The 16,937-nt window shown below is 54.7% G+C and carries 17 protein-coding genes; 12 read left to right on the top strand and 5 right to left on the bottom strand.

All coding sequences use genetic code 11. The features are described 5' to 3' along the window. Positions 1 to 5 precede the first annotated feature (5 nt). On the bottom strand, positions 6 to 740 hold the full coding sequence (locus JF44_RS0105675; protein ID WP_033068174.1) for an SIMPL domain-containing protein: 735 nt from the start codon (positions 738 to 740) through the stop codon (positions 6 to 8). A 258-nt stretch (positions 741 to 998) separates the two neighbouring features. Here JF44_RS0105675 and JF44_RS0105670 point away from each other — a divergent pair, with 258 nt between their 5' ends. From JF44_RS0105670 to JF44_RS0105660, 3 genes are all read left to right on the top strand, one after another. Further along, complete coding sequence (locus JF44_RS0105670; RefSeq protein ID WP_033068003.1) at positions 999 to 1,676, top strand: D-lyxose/D-mannose family sugar isomerase; 678 nt, start codon at positions 999 to 1,001, stop codon at positions 1,674 to 1,676. Positions 1,677 to 1,814: 138 nt separating this feature from the next. After that, the gene (locus tag JF44_RS0105665) at positions 1,815 to 2,999 is read left to right on the top strand and encodes a BaiN/RdsA family NAD(P)/FAD-dependent oxidoreductase (protein ID WP_033068002.1); all 1,185 of its coding nucleotides are present in this window, start codon (positions 1,815 to 1,817) and stop codon (positions 2,997 to 2,999) included. A gap of 94 nt (positions 3,000 to 3,093) precedes the next feature. After that, entirely contained in the window at positions 3,094 to 3,285 is a 192-nt protein-coding gene (locus JF44_RS0105660) for a PLD nuclease N-terminal domain-containing protein (RefSeq protein ID WP_033068001.1), read from the top strand. A gap of 71 nt (positions 3,286 to 3,356) precedes the next feature. Here the strand turns inward: JF44_RS0105660 and JF44_RS0105655 are convergent, their stop codons facing one another. Next, complete coding sequence (locus tag JF44_RS0105655) at positions 3,357 to 5,123, bottom strand: TRAP transporter permease (RefSeq protein ID WP_033068000.1); 1,767 nt, start codon at positions 5,121 to 5,123, stop codon at positions 3,357 to 3,359. 87 nt (positions 5,124 to 5,210) lie between these two features. After that, entirely contained in the window at positions 5,211 to 6,173 is a 963-nt protein-coding gene (locus JF44_RS0105650; protein WP_033067999.1) for a TAXI family TRAP transporter solute-binding subunit, read from the bottom strand. 114 nt (positions 6,174 to 6,287) lie between these two features. On the opposite strand from JF44_RS0105650, the gene JF44_RS20295 reads away from it, so the two are divergent. The 3 genes from JF44_RS20295 to JF44_RS0105635 all read left to right on the top strand — a co-directional run bounded on the left by JF44_RS20295 (position 6,288) and on the right by JF44_RS0105635 (position 10,454). After that, the gene (locus JF44_RS20295; RefSeq protein WP_156111608.1) at positions 6,288 to 6,476 is read left to right on the top strand and encodes a hypothetical protein; all 189 of its coding nucleotides are present in this window, start codon (positions 6,288 to 6,290) and stop codon (positions 6,474 to 6,476) included. A 151-nt stretch (positions 6,477 to 6,627) separates the two neighbouring features. Then, a complete protein-coding gene (locus JF44_RS0105640) occupies positions 6,628 to 8,058 on the top strand; it encodes an MFS transporter (protein ID WP_052065530.1) in 1,431 nt (476 codons plus the stop codon). 203 nt (positions 8,059 to 8,261) lie between these two features. After that, positions 8,262 to 10,454 carry a malate synthase G gene (locus tag JF44_RS0105635; RefSeq protein ID WP_033067997.1) on the top strand — a complete coding sequence of 731 codons (2,193 nt, stop codon included), beginning with the start codon at positions 8,262 to 8,264 and terminating at the stop codon, positions 10,452 to 10,454. 112 nt (positions 10,455 to 10,566) lie between these two features. Here the strand turns inward: JF44_RS0105635 and map are convergent, their stop codons facing one another. Further along, complete coding sequence (gene map, locus JF44_RS0105630; RefSeq protein ID WP_033067996.1) at positions 10,567 to 11,316, bottom strand: type I methionyl aminopeptidase; 750 nt, start codon at positions 11,314 to 11,316, stop codon at positions 10,567 to 10,569. 152 nt (positions 11,317 to 11,468) lie between these two features. Between map and JF44_RS0105625 the strand changes: the two genes are divergently transcribed. Continuing rightward, positions 11,469 to 12,104, top strand: a complete 636-nt coding sequence (locus tag JF44_RS0105625) for a trimeric intracellular cation channel family protein (protein WP_033067995.1) — start codon at positions 11,469 to 11,471, stop codon at positions 12,102 to 12,104. Between the two features lie 18 nt (positions 12,105 to 12,122). Here the strand turns inward: JF44_RS0105625 and phnF are convergent, their stop codons facing one another. Next, positions 12,123 to 12,836 carry a phosphonate metabolism transcriptional regulator PhnF gene (phnF, locus tag JF44_RS0105620; RefSeq protein ID WP_033067994.1) on the bottom strand — a complete coding sequence of 238 codons (714 nt, stop codon included), beginning with the start codon at positions 12,834 to 12,836 and terminating at the stop codon, positions 12,123 to 12,125. Between the two features lie 132 nt (positions 12,837 to 12,968). Between phnF and phnG the strand changes: the two genes are divergently transcribed. From phnG to phnK, 5 genes are read left to right on the top strand one after another with little or no spacing between them, the layout of a single operon-like run. After that, positions 12,969 to 13,469 carry a phosphonate C-P lyase system protein PhnG gene (gene phnG / locus JF44_RS0105615; RefSeq protein WP_081944343.1) on the top strand — a complete coding sequence of 167 codons (501 nt, stop codon included), beginning with the start codon at positions 12,969 to 12,971 and terminating at the stop codon, positions 13,467 to 13,469. Then, positions 13,466 to 14,074: a phosphonate C-P lyase system protein PhnH gene (gene phnH, locus JF44_RS0105610; protein WP_033067993.1), complete on the top strand. Its 609-nt coding sequence runs from the start codon at positions 13,466 to 13,468 to the stop codon at positions 14,072 to 14,074. Before phnG ends, phnH begins: the two co-directional genes overlap by 4 nt. Positions 14,075 to 14,076: 2 nt before the next feature. Further along, entirely contained in the window at positions 14,077 to 15,210 is a 1,134-nt protein-coding gene (locus tag JF44_RS0105605) for a carbon-phosphorus lyase complex subunit (RefSeq protein WP_033067992.1), read from the top strand. Positions 15,211 to 15,214: 4 nt separating this feature from the next. Then, a complete protein-coding gene (locus JF44_RS0105600; protein ID WP_052065481.1) occupies positions 15,215 to 16,141 on the top strand; it encodes an alpha-D-ribose 1-methylphosphonate 5-phosphate C-P-lyase PhnJ in 927 nt (308 codons plus the stop codon). Continuing rightward, positions 16,141 to 16,923, top strand: a complete 783-nt coding sequence (phnK, locus tag JF44_RS0105595) for a phosphonate C-P lyase system protein PhnK (protein ID WP_033067991.1) — start codon at positions 16,141 to 16,143, stop codon at positions 16,921 to 16,923. Before JF44_RS0105600 ends, phnK begins: the two co-directional genes overlap by 1 nt. Positions 16,924 to 16,937 lie beyond the last annotated feature (14 nt).

Genomic DNA, 16,937 nt, shown 5'->3' with positions numbered 1-16,937 from the left:
CCTGATTAATCCTTGATCAGATATTCCATGGTTGTGACCACGCGCACGGTTTTATTGATCTGGTTGGCTTGCATGGTATTGGGGGCACCATCAGCGGCCAGTATCTGAAACAGGCCCTGGGTCGCGCGGCGAATACCACCCAGTTGCCCACCAGAATCGGCTGCAAACTGCTGGGCTGCTTCGCGGGCGTTGGCGGTTGCCGCTGCGATCATTTCGGGTTTGATGTCGTTAAGGCCGGTAAACAGATAACTCGGCCCCGGGTTATAGCCCTGCCCGCCCAGAACGACCCCACCCTGAAGCAACTTGCCGATATCCTGCGACGCGGCAACCACCGCATCGACATCATCTGTACGGACCTGAATGGTTTGATTTACGATATAACGGCTTTCAATCGGACCGGAACGGTATGATTGCGCCAGCTGATCGGTAACCTGAAGGTTTTGCAATTCGGTGCTGTCACGGCCGATGCCATGATTGCCGAGGAATTCAAAAAGTGTCTTGGTATCGGCATCAATCTTGGCTTGTGCATTTTGCAAGACGTCATCGGTCGCAACAAAGGTGATCGGCCAGACTGCCTTGTCGGCCTTTACATCGCGTTCGGCCAGTCCCTTGACCGTCACGTAACGATCAAGGGCGCGCATGTTTTCAATACCGGTCCCGACCAGCCAACCCGATGCCGCAAGCCCGCCTGCGACGACAATTGCTGCAACGATTTTTGAAAACCCCGATGATTGCGTCATGCCTTTGCGTCCTTTGCCCGACACCCGAAAGATGAAATTTCATAGATCAAATCATATCTTTGATTTTCCGGTATCAACACAAAAAACGGCGTTTAAGAGGCAAACTGAAAATTCTCATTGCCGGTTGGTGACGTTCAAAACCCCTTTATTGAATGCATTCAAAAATGGTCGCAATCGGGTACGGACCGTGTTAAAACCCTGCCAACTTGATTGGGCCCACAAGGTTGGGCCATCCCCAAACGCTACAAGAGGTCCCCCATGCTGCGTTCTGAAATCAATGCCTGCATCGAGCACGCCAAGGAACTTTATGCATCCATCGCATTCAAACTGCCGGAATGGGCCCATTACAGCCCGGCCCAGTGGGAAGCAGACCCGGATCTGGCCAAATGGTGCCGTGGTCATCAGATGGGCTGGGACGTGACCGATTACGGCGAGGGCAATTTTGACAAGCGTGGCTTGATCCTGTTTTGCCTGCGCAATGGCATTTTGCGGCAACCGGGCGAAGTGCCCTATGCAGAAAAGATCATGATCGTTGGCGAAAATCAGGAATGCCCGTGGCATTACCACAAGGTCAAAATGGAAGACATCATCGTGCGCGGTGGCGGCAATCTGGTGATTGAGCTTTGCAATCTGACCGAAGATGGTCAGATGGACCGGGTAAATGACGTACGTGTGCGCACGGATGGAAAGCTCAACATCCTGCCTGCCGGTGGCAAGGTCGTGCTGGAGCCGGGGCAAAGTGTTACGCTGCCGCGCACCCTTGTACATCGCTTTTATGGGCAAGAGGGCAAAGGCCCGGTCATTGTCGGCGAAGTATCGCAGGTCAATGACGATTTGGCCGATAACTACTTCTTTGACTGCGATGCACGCTTTACCAAAATCGAAGAAGATGTCGCACCGATCCATCCGCTTTGGAACGAACTGCCGGGCACCTGAATTTTACGCCCCCACACCGAACAGGAAAACCCTGCGGACTGCAGATCATGGCAGCATCCCGTCGACAAACGCTGACAGTGTTGCTGTTTATTCGTATAAGGCCGTCAGGGTTTTCCAATTCGAACGGGTCTGGCTTACGTGAAAAATATTGATGTCCTTGTCATTGGTGCTGGCGCAGCTGGCCTGATGTGCGCGATCGAAGCGGGCAAACGCGGACGGTCTGTCGTGCTGGTGGATCATTCCGCCAAACCGGCAGAGAAAATCCGCATTTCCGGTGGCGGACGATGCAATTTCACCAACATCCACACCAGCCCGGAAAACTTCATTTCACAAAACAAGCGGTTCTGTGTTTCTGCGCTGAAACGCTATACGCAGCATGATTTCCTTGATCTGGTGAACCGATACAACATTGGCTGGCACGAAAAAACGCTTGGCCAATTGTTTTGCGATGAATCGTCCTTTCAGATCATCGATATGTTGCTTGATGAATGTGATGCGGCCGATGTGACAATCAAGCTCAACACCGAGATATCCAATATCATCCGCCGCGATGATGGCGGGTTTGATGTCATGACGCGCACCGGCGCACAATGGACCTGCCAGTCGCTTGTTGTTGCCTGTGGTGGCCTGTCGATCCCGAAAATCGGCGCAACCGGTTTTGGCTATCAGATCGCGCGCCAGTTCGGCATTGATGTCATCCCGACCCGTGCAGCCCTGGTCCCGTTCGTTTTTGACACCGATCTTCGTGCCCGCACCGGCGCGCTTTCCGGCATCTCTGTTGATGCCATTGTCCAGTGCAACAAAAAGCAGTTCCGCGAAGGATTGCTGTTTACCCACCGCGGCCTTTCGGGACCATCAATCCTGCAGATTTCATCGTATTGGGACGAAGGCAACAACATCACGGTGAACCTGAACCCGGAAGAAGACGCCTTTGAACTTTTGAAATCCGCCAAGGGCGAGAACCCGAAACAGGCGGTTCATACTGTTTTGTCACGCATCCTGCCCAACCGTCTGGCACAGATGATCACGACCAACCACGGCCTTGACCGCCCGATTGGTGAAACCGGTGACAAGGCCCTGCGCAAACTTGCCATGGATGTCAATCAGTGGTCGCTAAAGCCAAGCGGCACAGAAGGATACCGGACGGCTGAAGTCACGATAGGCGGGGTAGATACCAATGCCCTGTCGTCAAAAACCATGGAAGCCCGCGATGTTCCGGGCCTTTATTTCATTGGTGAGGTGGTTGATGTCACCGGCCATCTGGGCGGTTTCAATTTCCAATGGGCCTGGTCTTCGGGCTGGTCTGCCGGACAATTTGTATAGCCCCATTTCCCATCGCGGGAACAAGATGCCGAGCCAACCGTTTGAGTTGTAAGCGCGGTGCACAGTGCCGCTGCAACAATTACGAGGTTGGACTATGTTTGAGTATGGCGGAATTATTGGGCTACTGATTCTGATCGCAGATATCTGGGCCATTGTGAATATCATGGGAAGCGGCGCAAGCACCGGTTCAAAAGTACTTTGGACCGTTCTGGTGATCGTTCTTCCAATTCTGGGCCTGATCATCTGGTTCTTTGCCGGACCACGCAGCGGACGTGCAACCGCATAAATGCAGACATCATCGACGCCCTCAGATACCCAAAAGGCCGACAGTTTTCTGTCGGCCTTTTGCTATTGCACCTAAATCCCTGCAACAAAAACCACTGCTGCGCCGATTGCCACCAATCCGATCCGCATCCACGCGGGACGGGGCGATATCAGGCCAAAGGAAATCGCCGTCAGGCCAACCGCGACCTTGGCCCCCGCCGCGATTGCCCAAAGTGGCTCAGCCCCCAGATCAATCAGTGATCCATTGGCCACCATTGCAAGCGGGACGATATAAAGCCCGATGCCAAGGGCCATCGCCGTAACGGCAACTTTCAGCCAGTTTTCCTCGACCATGCCAGCGGCAATAAACACCGCCCCGCACACCGGCGGGGTAATGGTCGACAGCAACGCAAACCAGAAAACAAACAGGTGGGCCTGCAGCGGATCAAGGCCCAGTTCGATCAAGGCCGGTCCGGCAACGGAAACACAAATGACATAGGCCGCTGTTGTCGGAACTTCCATACCAAGAATCAGACAGGCAAGGGCCGTCAACAACAAGGCGGGCCACAGCATCCCTCCAGAGCCGGACAACAGCAAAGATGTGATTTTCACCCCAAGTCCGGTCAGCCCCAATACACCAATAACGATGGAGGCACACAAAATGATCGACCCGATCATCGCCACCTGGCGCCCGGCATTCAGGCAGACATTGATGAAGCGGTCCTTGGCACGCAACAGACTGAAATCCAGCTTGGCATCAAAAAACAGCAACACCGCACCAGCCAGAAGCGCAAGGCAAGCTGCATATTGTGGCGTGTACCCACCGCCAAACATGCCCCAAAGCAGGATGGTAAACGGCACAAGGAAAAAGCACGACGTTATGACAACCGCACGCATGGTTGGTCGATCTTCCTCGGGCACACCGGGAAGATCAAATCGCTGGGCAAAGGCATTGATGCCGACCCAGACCGCCAGAAAATAAAGAATTGCAGGAACCATGGCCGCGACCATGATGTCGACATAGGGGCGACCGGTCAGCTCCACCATCACAAAGGCACCTGCCCCCATCAGAGGAGGCATGATCTGCCCGCCCGAAGACGCAACCGACTCGACCGCTGCGGCAAGCCGTTTGGGATATCCAAGGCGCGTCATCGCCGGCAGGGTAATGGCCCCGGTCGATGCAACATTGGCTGATGCCGATCCCGAGATCGACCCAAACAGGGCCGATGAAATCACCGATACCTTTGCGGCCCCGCCTTTCAGGCGACCGGCAGCGGCACCTGCAACATTCATGAAACCCTGACCGGCTTCACCGCCATTCAAAACCGCGCCAAAAATCACAAAGATGGCGACAATGCTTACCGAGACCCCGGTCAGACTGCCCCAAAGCCCGCCTTCGGCAATCGTCAAGGTGCCAAGCATGCTTTCGACAGGCAATCCGGCATGACCAAATTCGCCCGGAACATGTTGCCCCAACAACGCATAAAGAAGTGCGATGCCCGCGACCATCGGCAGTGGCCAGCCAATGGCGCGCCGCGCCATTTCAAGAACAACAAGCAACAGCGCACTGGCGATCAGGATTTGATGATTGCCGATCAAAAAACCGTACTGATCGGCAAGATCCGAATGGTTCCAGACGATCCATCCACAGCCAATCAGGCCGATCACAGTCAAGATCAGACCCGATACAAACTGGGCACGGGTTTTGGCAACAAAGACCAATGCCCATGGCAGGGCAAGCGCCATATGGATCGGGCGGCTGACAAGGTTTGGCACCAGTCCTGAGAAAATCAGCCACAGGTGAAATGCAATCGAAACGGCGCCAAGAATAATCCAGAAAGGGCGAGGAATGGCCGACATTTTCGGGGTCAGGACCTATGCAAGTTAATCAACGAAGAACGGCCCGGCAAAACGGCCGGGCCTGTCATATGAAATCTGTATCAGCGATCAGCGCTGATCATCACGAACCGGGAAGCCCGTTTCGAGGTAATAGTGCAGAGCACCAGCGTGGATTTTACCACCGATATTCGCCAGCATGTCCGGCGCAACACCATTCCACCAAGAAGAGCTTTCACCCATCTTTGCTTTCTGTTCCCAGAAGGTCTTGGTCAAAAGGTACGCCGTGTCATCATCCATCTGGGTCGTGGTGAAGGCGGCAACCGTCAGCGATGCGGTCGTGATATCGCTGTCCTGACCACTATAGGTCCCGGCCGGGATCACGGTCTTGTCACGCTTGGTCTGGGCAAGCTGATCTTCGGAAAGCGAAAGAACCGTCACATCCGTACCAGCTGCGGCTTCAATCACGTTGGGTGCAGGCCAGGAACCAGCCGTAACAAACCCGTCAATCTGACCGTTTTTAAGGGCGGAAACCGCATTGGAAAGTTCGGCATCTGCAAGATCGACCTTGCCTTCAAGGCCAAACAGATTGAGATATTTGGCACCTTCACGTGCGCCAAAGGACCCTTTGCCCAGCAAAACGGTTTTGCCTTCAAGGTCGGCAAAATCGGTTACACCGGAATCAGCACGCATCACGAAATGCATCGTAAGCGACGGGATCGGGAACAAGGCGCGGACGGCTTGGAACTTTTCCGCAGGACGATCCTTGAACGGGCCTTTGGCTTTTTGGGCCAGACCAACCAGACCGGGGGGCGACGTAAATACATAGTTGCCCGGACGGACCATGGATTCCATGACGTTTTGAACCGAACCCTGACTTTCCTCGACGGTGACGATAACATCGCCGTCGGTGCCGGTTTTGATCGCTTCGGCGAATTGGGCTGCCATCTGATAATAGGATGAGGCCGCCTTGGCCGATTTCAGGGTCACGCGGGTTTCGGCCTGTGCGGCGGTTGCCAAAGACACAGCCATAGCACCGGCGGCAATCACGCCAAGAGTACGCAAGATTTTCAAGGTTTCCTCCCCTTGTATGGTGGTTCGCCCAATGGCTTTGGTGCCAGATTTTGGGGCGAGCCGATTCGCAGGTGGCGCGTTTGCGCAAAATCCCACCCGCTCGGATGGCGGATTTTGGCAAAAACATCCAATTTCCCGGCCATAGAAAGCATCAATCGGGTGAAGGTCAAGCAGCTTGTCATCATTTATGACGTTCCCCGCAAAATCACGCTGGTTTCAAGTGCATCGATTTTCACATGCCAGTTGCGCGAAACCGGCACTATTCGCACAATGGCTTCACGTCTAAACGAAGCGCAAATTTGAATGGAACTTCTTATGCAAGGCGGCGTTAAGGCCAAGATGCATTAACAGGACCTGCCCCTGATCCTTTAAACTCAGTACGTTGACAGGATTGACAGGTTTCACGCCATTGCCGCAGGGTATCATTGCCTTCGCAAAACTCTCAGAGGATGCCATGCCGCGTTCGCCGGTTGCCTTGATCATTGCACTTTCAGCAACGCTGTTTGCCGCCTTTGCGCTAAACAGTGGTTCTTCCCTGCAATCTTCGTTGTTGGCGCTGCGTGCCTCGGCAGAAGGATTTGCACCGGTCTATACCGGTATCATCATGGCGTCCTACTATGTCGGCTTTGTTGCCGGGATCATCTGGGGAGCAAGCCTTGTAAACCGGGTTGGGCATATTCGAACCTTTGCCGCCCTTGCGTCCACCGGATCGGCGATCACGCTTTTGCATGCGGTGTTTGTTGATCCAATCACGTGGTCGCTTTTCCGCGCACTGACCGGCTTGTGTCTTTCGGGTTTGTATCTTGTGGTGGAAAGCTGGCTGAATGCACAAGCCGACAACACATCACGTGGCAGTACCATTGCCATTTACATGACAGTTTCACTTGGTGGTCTTGCCATTGGTCAACTGTTGCTTAATGGTGCATCGGTCAGCAGCTTTGAGCTGTTTACCATTGCATCTGTTCTGCTGTCCCTGTCGCTTGTCCCGCTTGCCCTGACCCGTCAGCCACCGCCCGCAGCCGTTAGTGGGGAACGCATGACGTTCCGCCGCCTGTACAAGATTTCACCGCTTGGTTTTGTTGCGGCATCCGGTGCCGGTGTCCTGTCCGGGGCGATTTATGGTGTGGGCCCGGTATTTGCCGCTGAGCTTGGTCTTGCCACCAACGACATCGCCTATTTCATGTTCTTTGTCATTCTGGGCGGCATGATCATGCAGTTCCCGATCGGCAAGATTTCGGACATGGTGCCGCGCCAATATGTCATGATCTTTGTTCTGGTCGGACTTGCCCTTTGCGGGTTGTTCCCGCTAGTCGCCCCGGAAATGGTAAGCAACAACCTGACCATCTGGGGCGGCATTACCGGCGTGTTTATCATGCCGGTGTATGGTTTGGCCGTGGCATATGTGAATGACTATCTCGAACCCGAAGATATCGTACCGGCATCGGGTGGTTTGCTGATTGTCTATGGCGGTTCCGCTGCGTCCGGCCCGCTTTTGGGGTCCAGTGCCATCGGGTATTTTGGTCCTTGGGCGCTGCCGGTTCTGTTTTCCATTATCGGCATCAGCGTTGCCAGCTTTGCCATGTATCGTGCAGGCTTTGGTCGTCGGATCTCGATCGAGGAGCAAGGTCAGTTCGTTGCCGTGCCACGCACCACGCCCATGGCATTTGAATTGTCCCCGATCACCGATGAGGTCACAGAGGATGAAACAACAAATCACTATGATGAAAACACAACGCCCGCAGCCCCCCAAGATGTGGCAGACGTTCTGACGCCGGATGGCACCCCTCATCCGGATGATTACGGCGAGGTCACGTCAACCGAGGATGACAGCACCGCAACAGACCCGACTGCAGCCAATACCAGTGATTTGGACAAAAAGCCTTAAACTGCGACAGCTCCGCACAGACCGGGTACACTTCCATAATATGGAAAACATCCCGAAATTTTGAAACAGGCTGTGGACCCAAACCATCCTCAACCCATATGTTGTGAACCAACGATAGGCGGGACGCGTTTGCCAAACATTTGGCATGTGTCGGGGATAGCTCGACCCTGGGCCCGCGAAGCTCCAAGTCTGGTGAGGAAAACATGACCCAACGTATTCAAGAAGGCGGCCTTCAGATCGCAAAAGTTCTGCATGATCTGGTGGCCAACGAAGTCATTCCGGGAACGGGGATCAGCTCTGACCAGTTCTGGGCTTCATTTGAAAAGCTCGTCACCGAGCTTGGACCGCGCAACAAGGCATTGCTTGCCAAGCGCGATGAACTGCAAGCCAAGATCGACGAATGGCATGTTTCGCGTGCAGATCAGCCGCGTGACCCGGCCGCCTATAAGGACTTCCTGACCGAGATCGGATATCTTCTGCCAGAAGGCGACGATTTCTATGTGTCGACGACCAATGTTGATCCGGAGATTGGTCGGGTCGCAGGTCCGCAGCTTGTCGTGCCGGTGATGAATGCGCGCTATGCCCTGAACGCCGCCAATGCACGTTGGGGTAGCCTGTATGATGCCCTATATGGCACCGACGTCATTGATGAGGCAGACGGCAAGGAAAAGACCAAGGCGTTCAACCCGAAACGTGGTGCCGCGGTAGTGGCTTATGCCGCAGAGTTCCTTGATGAAGCTGCCCCGCTTGCAACCGGCAAACATGCCGATGCCACCAAATACGAAGTCCGTGAAGACAGCTCTGGCTGGTGGACGCTGGTGGTCACCCTTTCGGATGGCAGCGAAACCGCACTGGAATTGCCATCGCAGTTCATTGGCTACAATGAAAAGGATGGTGAACTGACCGACATCCTGTTGCGCCGCCATAGCCTGCATATCGAGATCCATATTGATCCGACCCACCCGATCGGCAAAGAACATGCTGCGGGTGTGTGCGACGTGGTTATGGAATCTGCGGTGAGCACCATTCAGGACTGCGAAGATTCGATTGCGGCTGTAGATGCCGATGACAAGACCATTGCCTATCGCAACTGGCTTGGCCTGATGAAAGGCACGCTTGAAGAAAAATTTGAAAAGGGCGGCAAGACGATTACGCGCCGCCTGAATCCGGACCGGACATATCAGGGCTTTGACGGCCAAGAAGTTGTTCTGCCCGGGCGCAGCTTGATGCTGATCCGTAACGTGGGTCACCTGATGACCACTGACGCAGTGCTTGATGCCAATGGCAACGAAGTGCCCGAAGGCTTCCTTGATGCCATGGTCACCAGCCTGATCGCCAAGCATGACGTGATTGGCAATAACGAGCTTTCAAATTCACGACATGGTAGCGTCTATATTGTGAAACCGAAAATGCACGGACCCGAGGAAGTCGAACTGACCAACGATCTGTTTGCCTTTGTCGAACAGGCGATTGATCTGCCCGAACATACCCTTAAGGTCGGCATCATGGATGAGGAACGCCGCACGACGGTCAACCTCAAGGAATGCATTCGCGCTGCCAAGGACCGCGTTGTCTTTATCAATACCGGCTTCCTTGATCGTACTGGTGATGAAATCCATACCAGCATGGAAGCAGGCCCGATGGTCCGCAAGGAAGCGATGAAGGACCAGTACTGGATCGCGGCCTATGAAAACTGGAACGTTGATATCGGTCTTGAATGCGGCATGAAGGGCGTTGCCCAGATCGGCAAGGGCATGTGGGCCAAGCCTGATCGCATGGCCGAAATGATGGAAGCCAAGATCGGCCACCCCAAGGCCGGTGCAAAATGCGCATGGGTTCCTTCGCCAACGGCAGCAACCCTGCATGCCATGCATTACCATCAGGTGGATGTCCGCGCGGTTCAGGATGAAATCGGCAAGCGCGAACGCGCAAGCCTTGATGACATCCTTGCGATTCCGCGTTTGGGCGACATCAACCCGATGCCAAGCGAAATCCAGGAAGAACTTGATAACAATGCCCAGGGTATTTTGGGATATGTTGTCCGCTGGATCGATAGCGGGATCGGGTGTTCCAAGGTGCCTGACATCAATGATGTCGGCCTGATGGAAGACCGTGCGACGCTTCGTATTTCAAGCCAGCATATCGCCAATTGGCTCCATCACGGCCTGTGCAGCGAAGAACAGGTAATGGAAACCATGAAGCGCATGGCCGCCGTCGTCGACAAACAGAATGAAGGCGACCCGACCTATCGCAACATGGCGCCGAACTTTGATGATAGCATCGCCTTTGCCGCGGCCTGCGATCTGGTCTTCAAGGGGCGTGAACAGCCAAACGGTTACACCGAACCCGTCTTGCATGCGCGCCGCCGCGAAGCCAAGGCAAAATACGGCGCGTAATCGCAACACAGCCCCGCAAAGAACACCTAAAACAAAAGCCGCCCGTTATGTTCGGGCGGCTTTTATATTGCAAAAAATGCTGCAGCATAAAGCGCAGCATTTTCAGATGCAATCAGTTGCCAAGCGTCATGATCTCATAACCCTTGGCTGTCACAACAAGGGTATGTTCGTACTGCACCGTGGCATCGCCGGTATCGGCATACAGCGTCCATCCATCTTCGCTATCAAGGGCCCATTTTGCGCCGCGTGACAGGAATGGTTCGATGGTGATCACCTGTCCTTTTTTCAGCGCCCGGCGTTCCTTGGGATCATCCCATGTCGGGATGGTGTGGGGATGCTCATGCAACGACTTGCCAATGCCGTGGCTGGCAAGATTGCGGATCAGGGTATAGCCACCCTTGCGGGCAAAATTTTCAACCTTAAGGCCGATCTCGCGGATCGGGGCCTTGTCGCGCACCACCTTGATCCCCGCCCACATGGCCTTTTTGCCGTCTTCGCACAGCTTGGCGATCTCCGGCTTTGCCGTGCCACAGATAAAACTTGCCCCTGTGTCGGAGAAGTAACCATCCAGCGATGCGGAGACATCAATATTGACCAGATCACCATCCGCCAGAACCTGATCGCCGGGAATACCATGTGCAACAGCGTCATTCACACTAATGCAGGTCGCGCCGGGAAACTTGTATTCACTTTCCGGCGCGGAGACGGCACCGGCATCTTCAAGGACCTTGCGCCCGATGTGATCGAGTTCGGCAGTCGTGATGCCCGGAACGACAGCCGCCCCAATGACATCACGCGCACGGGCACAAATGCGCCCGATTTTGCGCAAGTGGTCGAGTTCTTTTTCAGATGAAATTGTCATGCGATGCTTATTGCGCTGCACTGTGATGCTGTCAAGAAAACCCGCTTCCTGACGCTGTGCTATCTCCTTGAAGACGTGATAACATCCGCGTAAAGAAACTCCATTGGGCACTCATCCGCCCCAACAACATCCCAGGGTCTGAAACGGTTACCATGACAATTACCCAGATTATCTATTGGCTTGAATTGGCGGGCGTGGCGGTGTTTGCCATTACCGGCGCCCTTGAGGCATCCCGACGCCAGATGGATGTTGTCGGCTTTGTTCTGATTGCCACATTCACCGGCATTGGCGGCGGAACCGTGCGCGATGTGATTACCGGGGCGACGCCGGTTTTCTGGATCCGCGACACAACATGGATTGTGACCTGCATCGGGGCGGCCGTGATCACCTATTTCACCGCCCACCTTGTTGAACGGCGCTATGTTGCGTTGCTGTGGCTTGACGCGCTGGGATTGGCGATGTTTGGCGTCACCGGGGCCGCGATCGGACTTAACATCGGTGTATCGCCCTTGGTTGCGGTTATTCTTGGCATGATCACGGCAACTTTTGGCGGGATGGTACGTGATGTGGTCTGTAATGAAATTCCGCTGATCTTGCGGCCCGAAATTTACATTACGTGCGCAGCTTTGGGGGCTGGCATTTATGTCGTCGGCACCGCCATTCTCGACCTGCCACGCGGACCAATTGCGGTTGTTGGTTTCTTCGCGGCCTTCATCCTGCGCGCATGTGCAATCAAGTTCGGCCTGAGCTTTCCGATCTATAAGGGACGACCGGGCAGAGAATATTAATCCCCAGCGAGTTCCAAACTATTCGACAATCAGTTGGACCCGATCGCTTGAAAAGGCGGTTACGCCGTATTCAATCGGCACACCTGCTGAATCGACATCGATACTTTCAGTGGAAATTACCGGTCGGTTTTTGGCCTGCTTTAGCAGCGATGCTGCCCGCGTCGAGGGCAAAGTTGCCGAAATACGGGTGGTTTTGCGGCTATAATCATCAATGCCAAAACGTTTGAAAGCCTCGGTCAGGGATTTGGTCTGAATGAAAATCTCGACAATGCCGTCAAAACGCGCTGCTGGCAGATAACTTGTCGCAACAGCAAGCGGCACGCCATCGGCTTCGGAAACTGAATACAGTTCAATCACACGCGTGCCGGGTTTGACATCAAGAAACTGCGCGACTGTCGAACTGGCCTTGAGCACTTCTGATGAAATCAGGCGCTTGTCGGGCAAACGATGACGGCCCGTAACGATCTGCGAGAACCGGGTTTTTGAGCCCAGCGGGTAATCAAGAATTTGTTCCTGAACAAATGCACCTCGGCCCTGCTCAACCCGTACAACATTGGAATCGACAAGTGCGGCCATCGCACGTCGTACTGTATGGCGGTTGACCCCGAACCGACGGACCAATTCCATCTCGGTCGGCATCTTGTCACCGGGGGAAAACACACCATCGGATATGTCAGAAAGCAACTTCTTTTCTATTTGCTTCCAGATAGATAGCCCCGGCTCCCAATCCATAACTTCCCCCGTTCACAAAACTTTCACCGCAAGACCTTTGCCAAGGGTGCTGGATCGTCTTATAACGTCAATAGGTATAGACGTCTAGACAAATTTTGAATTTGTCGACATGAAGAAAAGAGGATCAGATTGATGACGGCGCATCCCGCCCCGAATGCCAAGACCGATCAGGATCAAAACGCCAGCTCCCCGACCGATGCCAAGACAGCAGCACGCCAGAAATGGATGTCGGTTCTGGCCCGCACGCCGCGCAAGCGACTGGAAGCCAAATGGTCGGATACATACAGCGCCGAAAAGTGGACCCACCTTCGCGAACCACAAATCGGCATGGTGATGGTGCGCGGACGTGCTGGCGGCGCAGGGCAGCGCTTCAATCTTGGTGAAATGACGGTAACCCGCTGCGCGGTGACACTTTCCGATGGCACGGTTGGTCATTCATACGTCAAAGGGCGTGACCGGGTTCAGGCGCAATATGCCGCCCTTTTCGATGCGATCATGCTGCGCGACGGATCAGCTGAAACTTTCATCAATGACCTTGCCGATGAGCAAGCCGCCCGCAAGCGCAAACATGCGCGCAAGGTTGCGGCCACCAAGGTAGATTTCTTTACCCTTGTCCGCGGAGAAGACGAATGACCGCCACCCCCCAGACAAGTGATTTGCTGCCCGGCTTTGACCATGCAGCATTTGATTCAAATGCGGTATTCCGCGTGCTTTTGGATGCCATGTCCCGCCCGGGTCGCATCTATGACCTTCCGGTTCAGACCGTATCGCCAGACGGGCTAAACGCAACCGCGACGGCAACCCTTCTTGCCATGACCGATATGGATACAACTATCTGGCTGTCACCAACTTGTGCGACCAAGGCGGCCAGTGACCATCTGAAGTTTCATTGCGGGTGCCCAATCACCACTGACGTTACACAGGCAGACTTTGCTGTGGCCCGCATCGAAGATGACCTGTCCTTCGTCACCGACCTTGCTGTTGGCAATGCGGAATATCCAGATCAATCAGCGACCCTGATCTTAATCGTCGAGAAAATCGAAAATGGCCCGGCAATGACCCTGTCGGGGCCCGGCATCAAGGACACCCACAGCCTTGCGATCAAGGACCTGCCGCAAAGCTTCCATGCGTGGCGAGCGGAAAACCATCACCTGTTTCCGTGCGGCGTTGATGTGATTTTCGCAAGCCCAACCCAGATCGCCGCCCTGTCGCGCACCACCCGGATCGAGGTCAATTAATCATGTATGTAGCCGTTAAAGGTGGCGAACGTGCCATCAACAACGCCCACAAGCTTCTGGCCGAACAACGCCGGGGCGATACCGACATTGCCGAAATCGAAACCGATCAGATCGAACAGCAATTGTCGCTGTCTGTCACCCGTGTGATGGCCGAAGGATCGCTTTACGACCGTGATCTGGCCGCCCTTGCCATCAAGCAGGCCCGTGGTGATTTGATCGAGGCGATCTTTTTAATGCGGGCCTATCGCACGACGCTGCCGCGTTTTGCCTTTTCCAAGCCGATCAAAACCGCCGAGATGGATGTATCACGCCGCATTTCGGCAACCTTCAAGGACCTGCCCGGCGGGCAGATATTGGGCCCGACCTTTGACTATACCCACCGCCTGCTTGACTTCACCCTGATGGCCAATGGCGAACAGCCCACCGAGGCACCCCATGGTGAACAGCCGGTTGATGAAAATATGCCGCGCGTTCTCGATGATATCCTGAACTATGAAGGTCTTATTCAGGATGAACCCACCCCGGTCAATGAAAATGCCCCGGTCGCCGATTTGACGCGTGAGCCGGTCAAGTTCCCGGCCGGTCGTGACCTGCGCCTGCAAAACCTGTCGCGCGGGGATGAGGGATTTGTTCTGGCACTGGGTTATTCGACCCAGCGCGGCTATGCCAACAGTCACGCCTTTGTCGGTGAAATTCGCTATGGCACCGTTTCGGTCGAAATCGAACCCGAAGAACTCGGCTTTGCCATTGATATCGGCGACATCGAACTGACCGAATGCGAAACGGTCAACAAGTTCAAGGGATCGAAAACCAAACTGCCGCAGTTCACCCGCGGCTATGGCCTTGTGTTTGGACAGAACGAGCGCAAGGCAATTTCGATGGCACTGGTGGATCGCGCCATGCGCGCCAATGAGATGGGCGAACAAATCATGGGCCCGGCACAGGACAGCGAGTTCGTGATGGAACATAGCGACAATGTCCAGTCCACCGGCTTTGTTGAACATATCAAGCTGCCACACTACGTCGATTTCCAAGGCGAACTTGAGCTGGTGCGCCGCATGCGGACAGAGGTCGAAGAACGTCTGGCAAAGCGCGACGCCGAAGATGACACATCCCAACCCGAGGCCGCGGAGTAATCCCATGGAACAGATTGTTAAAAATCCGGCGGATGGGGCCAGCGCCTATAATTTCGCCTATCTTGATGAACAGACCAAACGCATGATCCGGCGCGCCTTGCTTAAGGCCGTCGCCATTCCGGGCTATCAGGTGCCATTTGCCGGGCGCGAAATGCCGATGCCTTATGGCTGGGGCACAGGCGGCGTTCAGGTCACCGCAGCCGTAATCGGCCCAAATGATACTTTGAAGGTCATTGACCAGGGCGCCGATGACACCACCAACGCGGTTTCCATCCGTCAGTTCTTTGCCAAGACCGCCAAGGTTGCAACCACGGAAAAAACCGCCGAGGCATCGATCATTCAGACCCGTCACCGCATCCCCGAAAAGGAACTGCGCGAAGATCAGGTTCTTGTCTATCAGGTGCCAATCCCCGAACCGCTTCGCTTCCTTGAGCCCCGCGAAACCGAAACCCGGAAGATGCACGCGCTTGAAGAATACGGCCTGATGCATGTGAAGCTGTATGAAGACATTGCCCGTCACGGCCATATTGCCACCACCTATGCCTATCCGGTGATGGTTGATGATCGCTATGTCATGGACCCGTCACCGACGCCCAAATTCGACAATCCGAAAATGAACGATATGGCTGCCCTGCAGCTTTTCGGGGCCGGTCGTGAAAAACGCATCTATGCCCTGCCGCCTTACACCAAGGTCAAAAGCCTTGATTTCGAAGACCACCCGTTCGAGGTCCAGACATGGGAAGACGAATGCGGCATGTGTGGTGCGCGCGACAGTTACCTTGATGAAGTCATTCTCGATGACAAGGGCAACCGGATGTTTGTCTGTTCGGACACCGATTATTGCGCAGAACGACAAGAAGCCGGCCATCGCGGTCCGCAACACCATGACCAGCCACTTGGCACCTCAAAGCGTGAAGAGGCAGCAGAATAATGACCCAGACGAACGAACCGCTTCTGCGCGTTGACAACTTGACCATGATGTATGGCGACCGGGTGGGTTGCAAGGATGTCAGTTTTGAACTCCGCCCCGGTGAAGTCCTTGGCATCGTTGGTGAATCCGGATCGGGTAAATCCACTTTGCTGCGCAGCATTTCTGCACAACAGGAACCGACCAACGGCGTTGTCGAATACCAGACCCGCATTGATGGTGTGCGCGATGTTTATCAGATGTCCGAAGCCCAGCGCCGTCTTCTGATGCGGACCGACTGGGCCTTTGTGCATCAAAACCCGCGTGACGGGCTTCGCATGAATGTCAGTGCCGGGGCCAATATCGGCGAACGTTTGATGGCGATTGGTGATCGTCATTACGGCAATATTCGCAGCAATGCGGACAGTTGGCTTGGCAAGGTTGAAATCGCATCCGAGCGACTGGATGACCTGCCATCAACCTTTTCGGGCGGCATGCAGCAACGTTTGCAGATTGCCCGCAACCTCGTAACCAGCCCGCGCCTCGTCTTTATGGACGAACCCACGGGTGGGCTTGATGTTTCCGTTCAGGCCAGATTGCTCGATCTGCTGCGCGGGCTGGTTCACGATCTTAATCTTGCAGTGATCATCGTTACCCATGATCTTGCCGTCGCACGTCTTCTTTCGCACCGGCTGATGGTGATGCAACAGGGCAAGGTGATTGAACATGGTCTGACCGATCAGGTTCTTGATGACCCGCAGCATCCCTATACCCAGTTGCTTGTTTCTTCCATTTTGCAGAACTGATCGGGGCGAAGAAA

Origin of the sequence: Thalassospira australica, assembly GCF_000763295.1 — a bacterium.
Lineage (GTDB): Bacteria > Pseudomonadota > Alphaproteobacteria > Rhodospirillales > Thalassospiraceae > Thalassospira > Thalassospira australica.
This window is presented reverse-complemented; position numbering and strand designations above follow the sequence as displayed.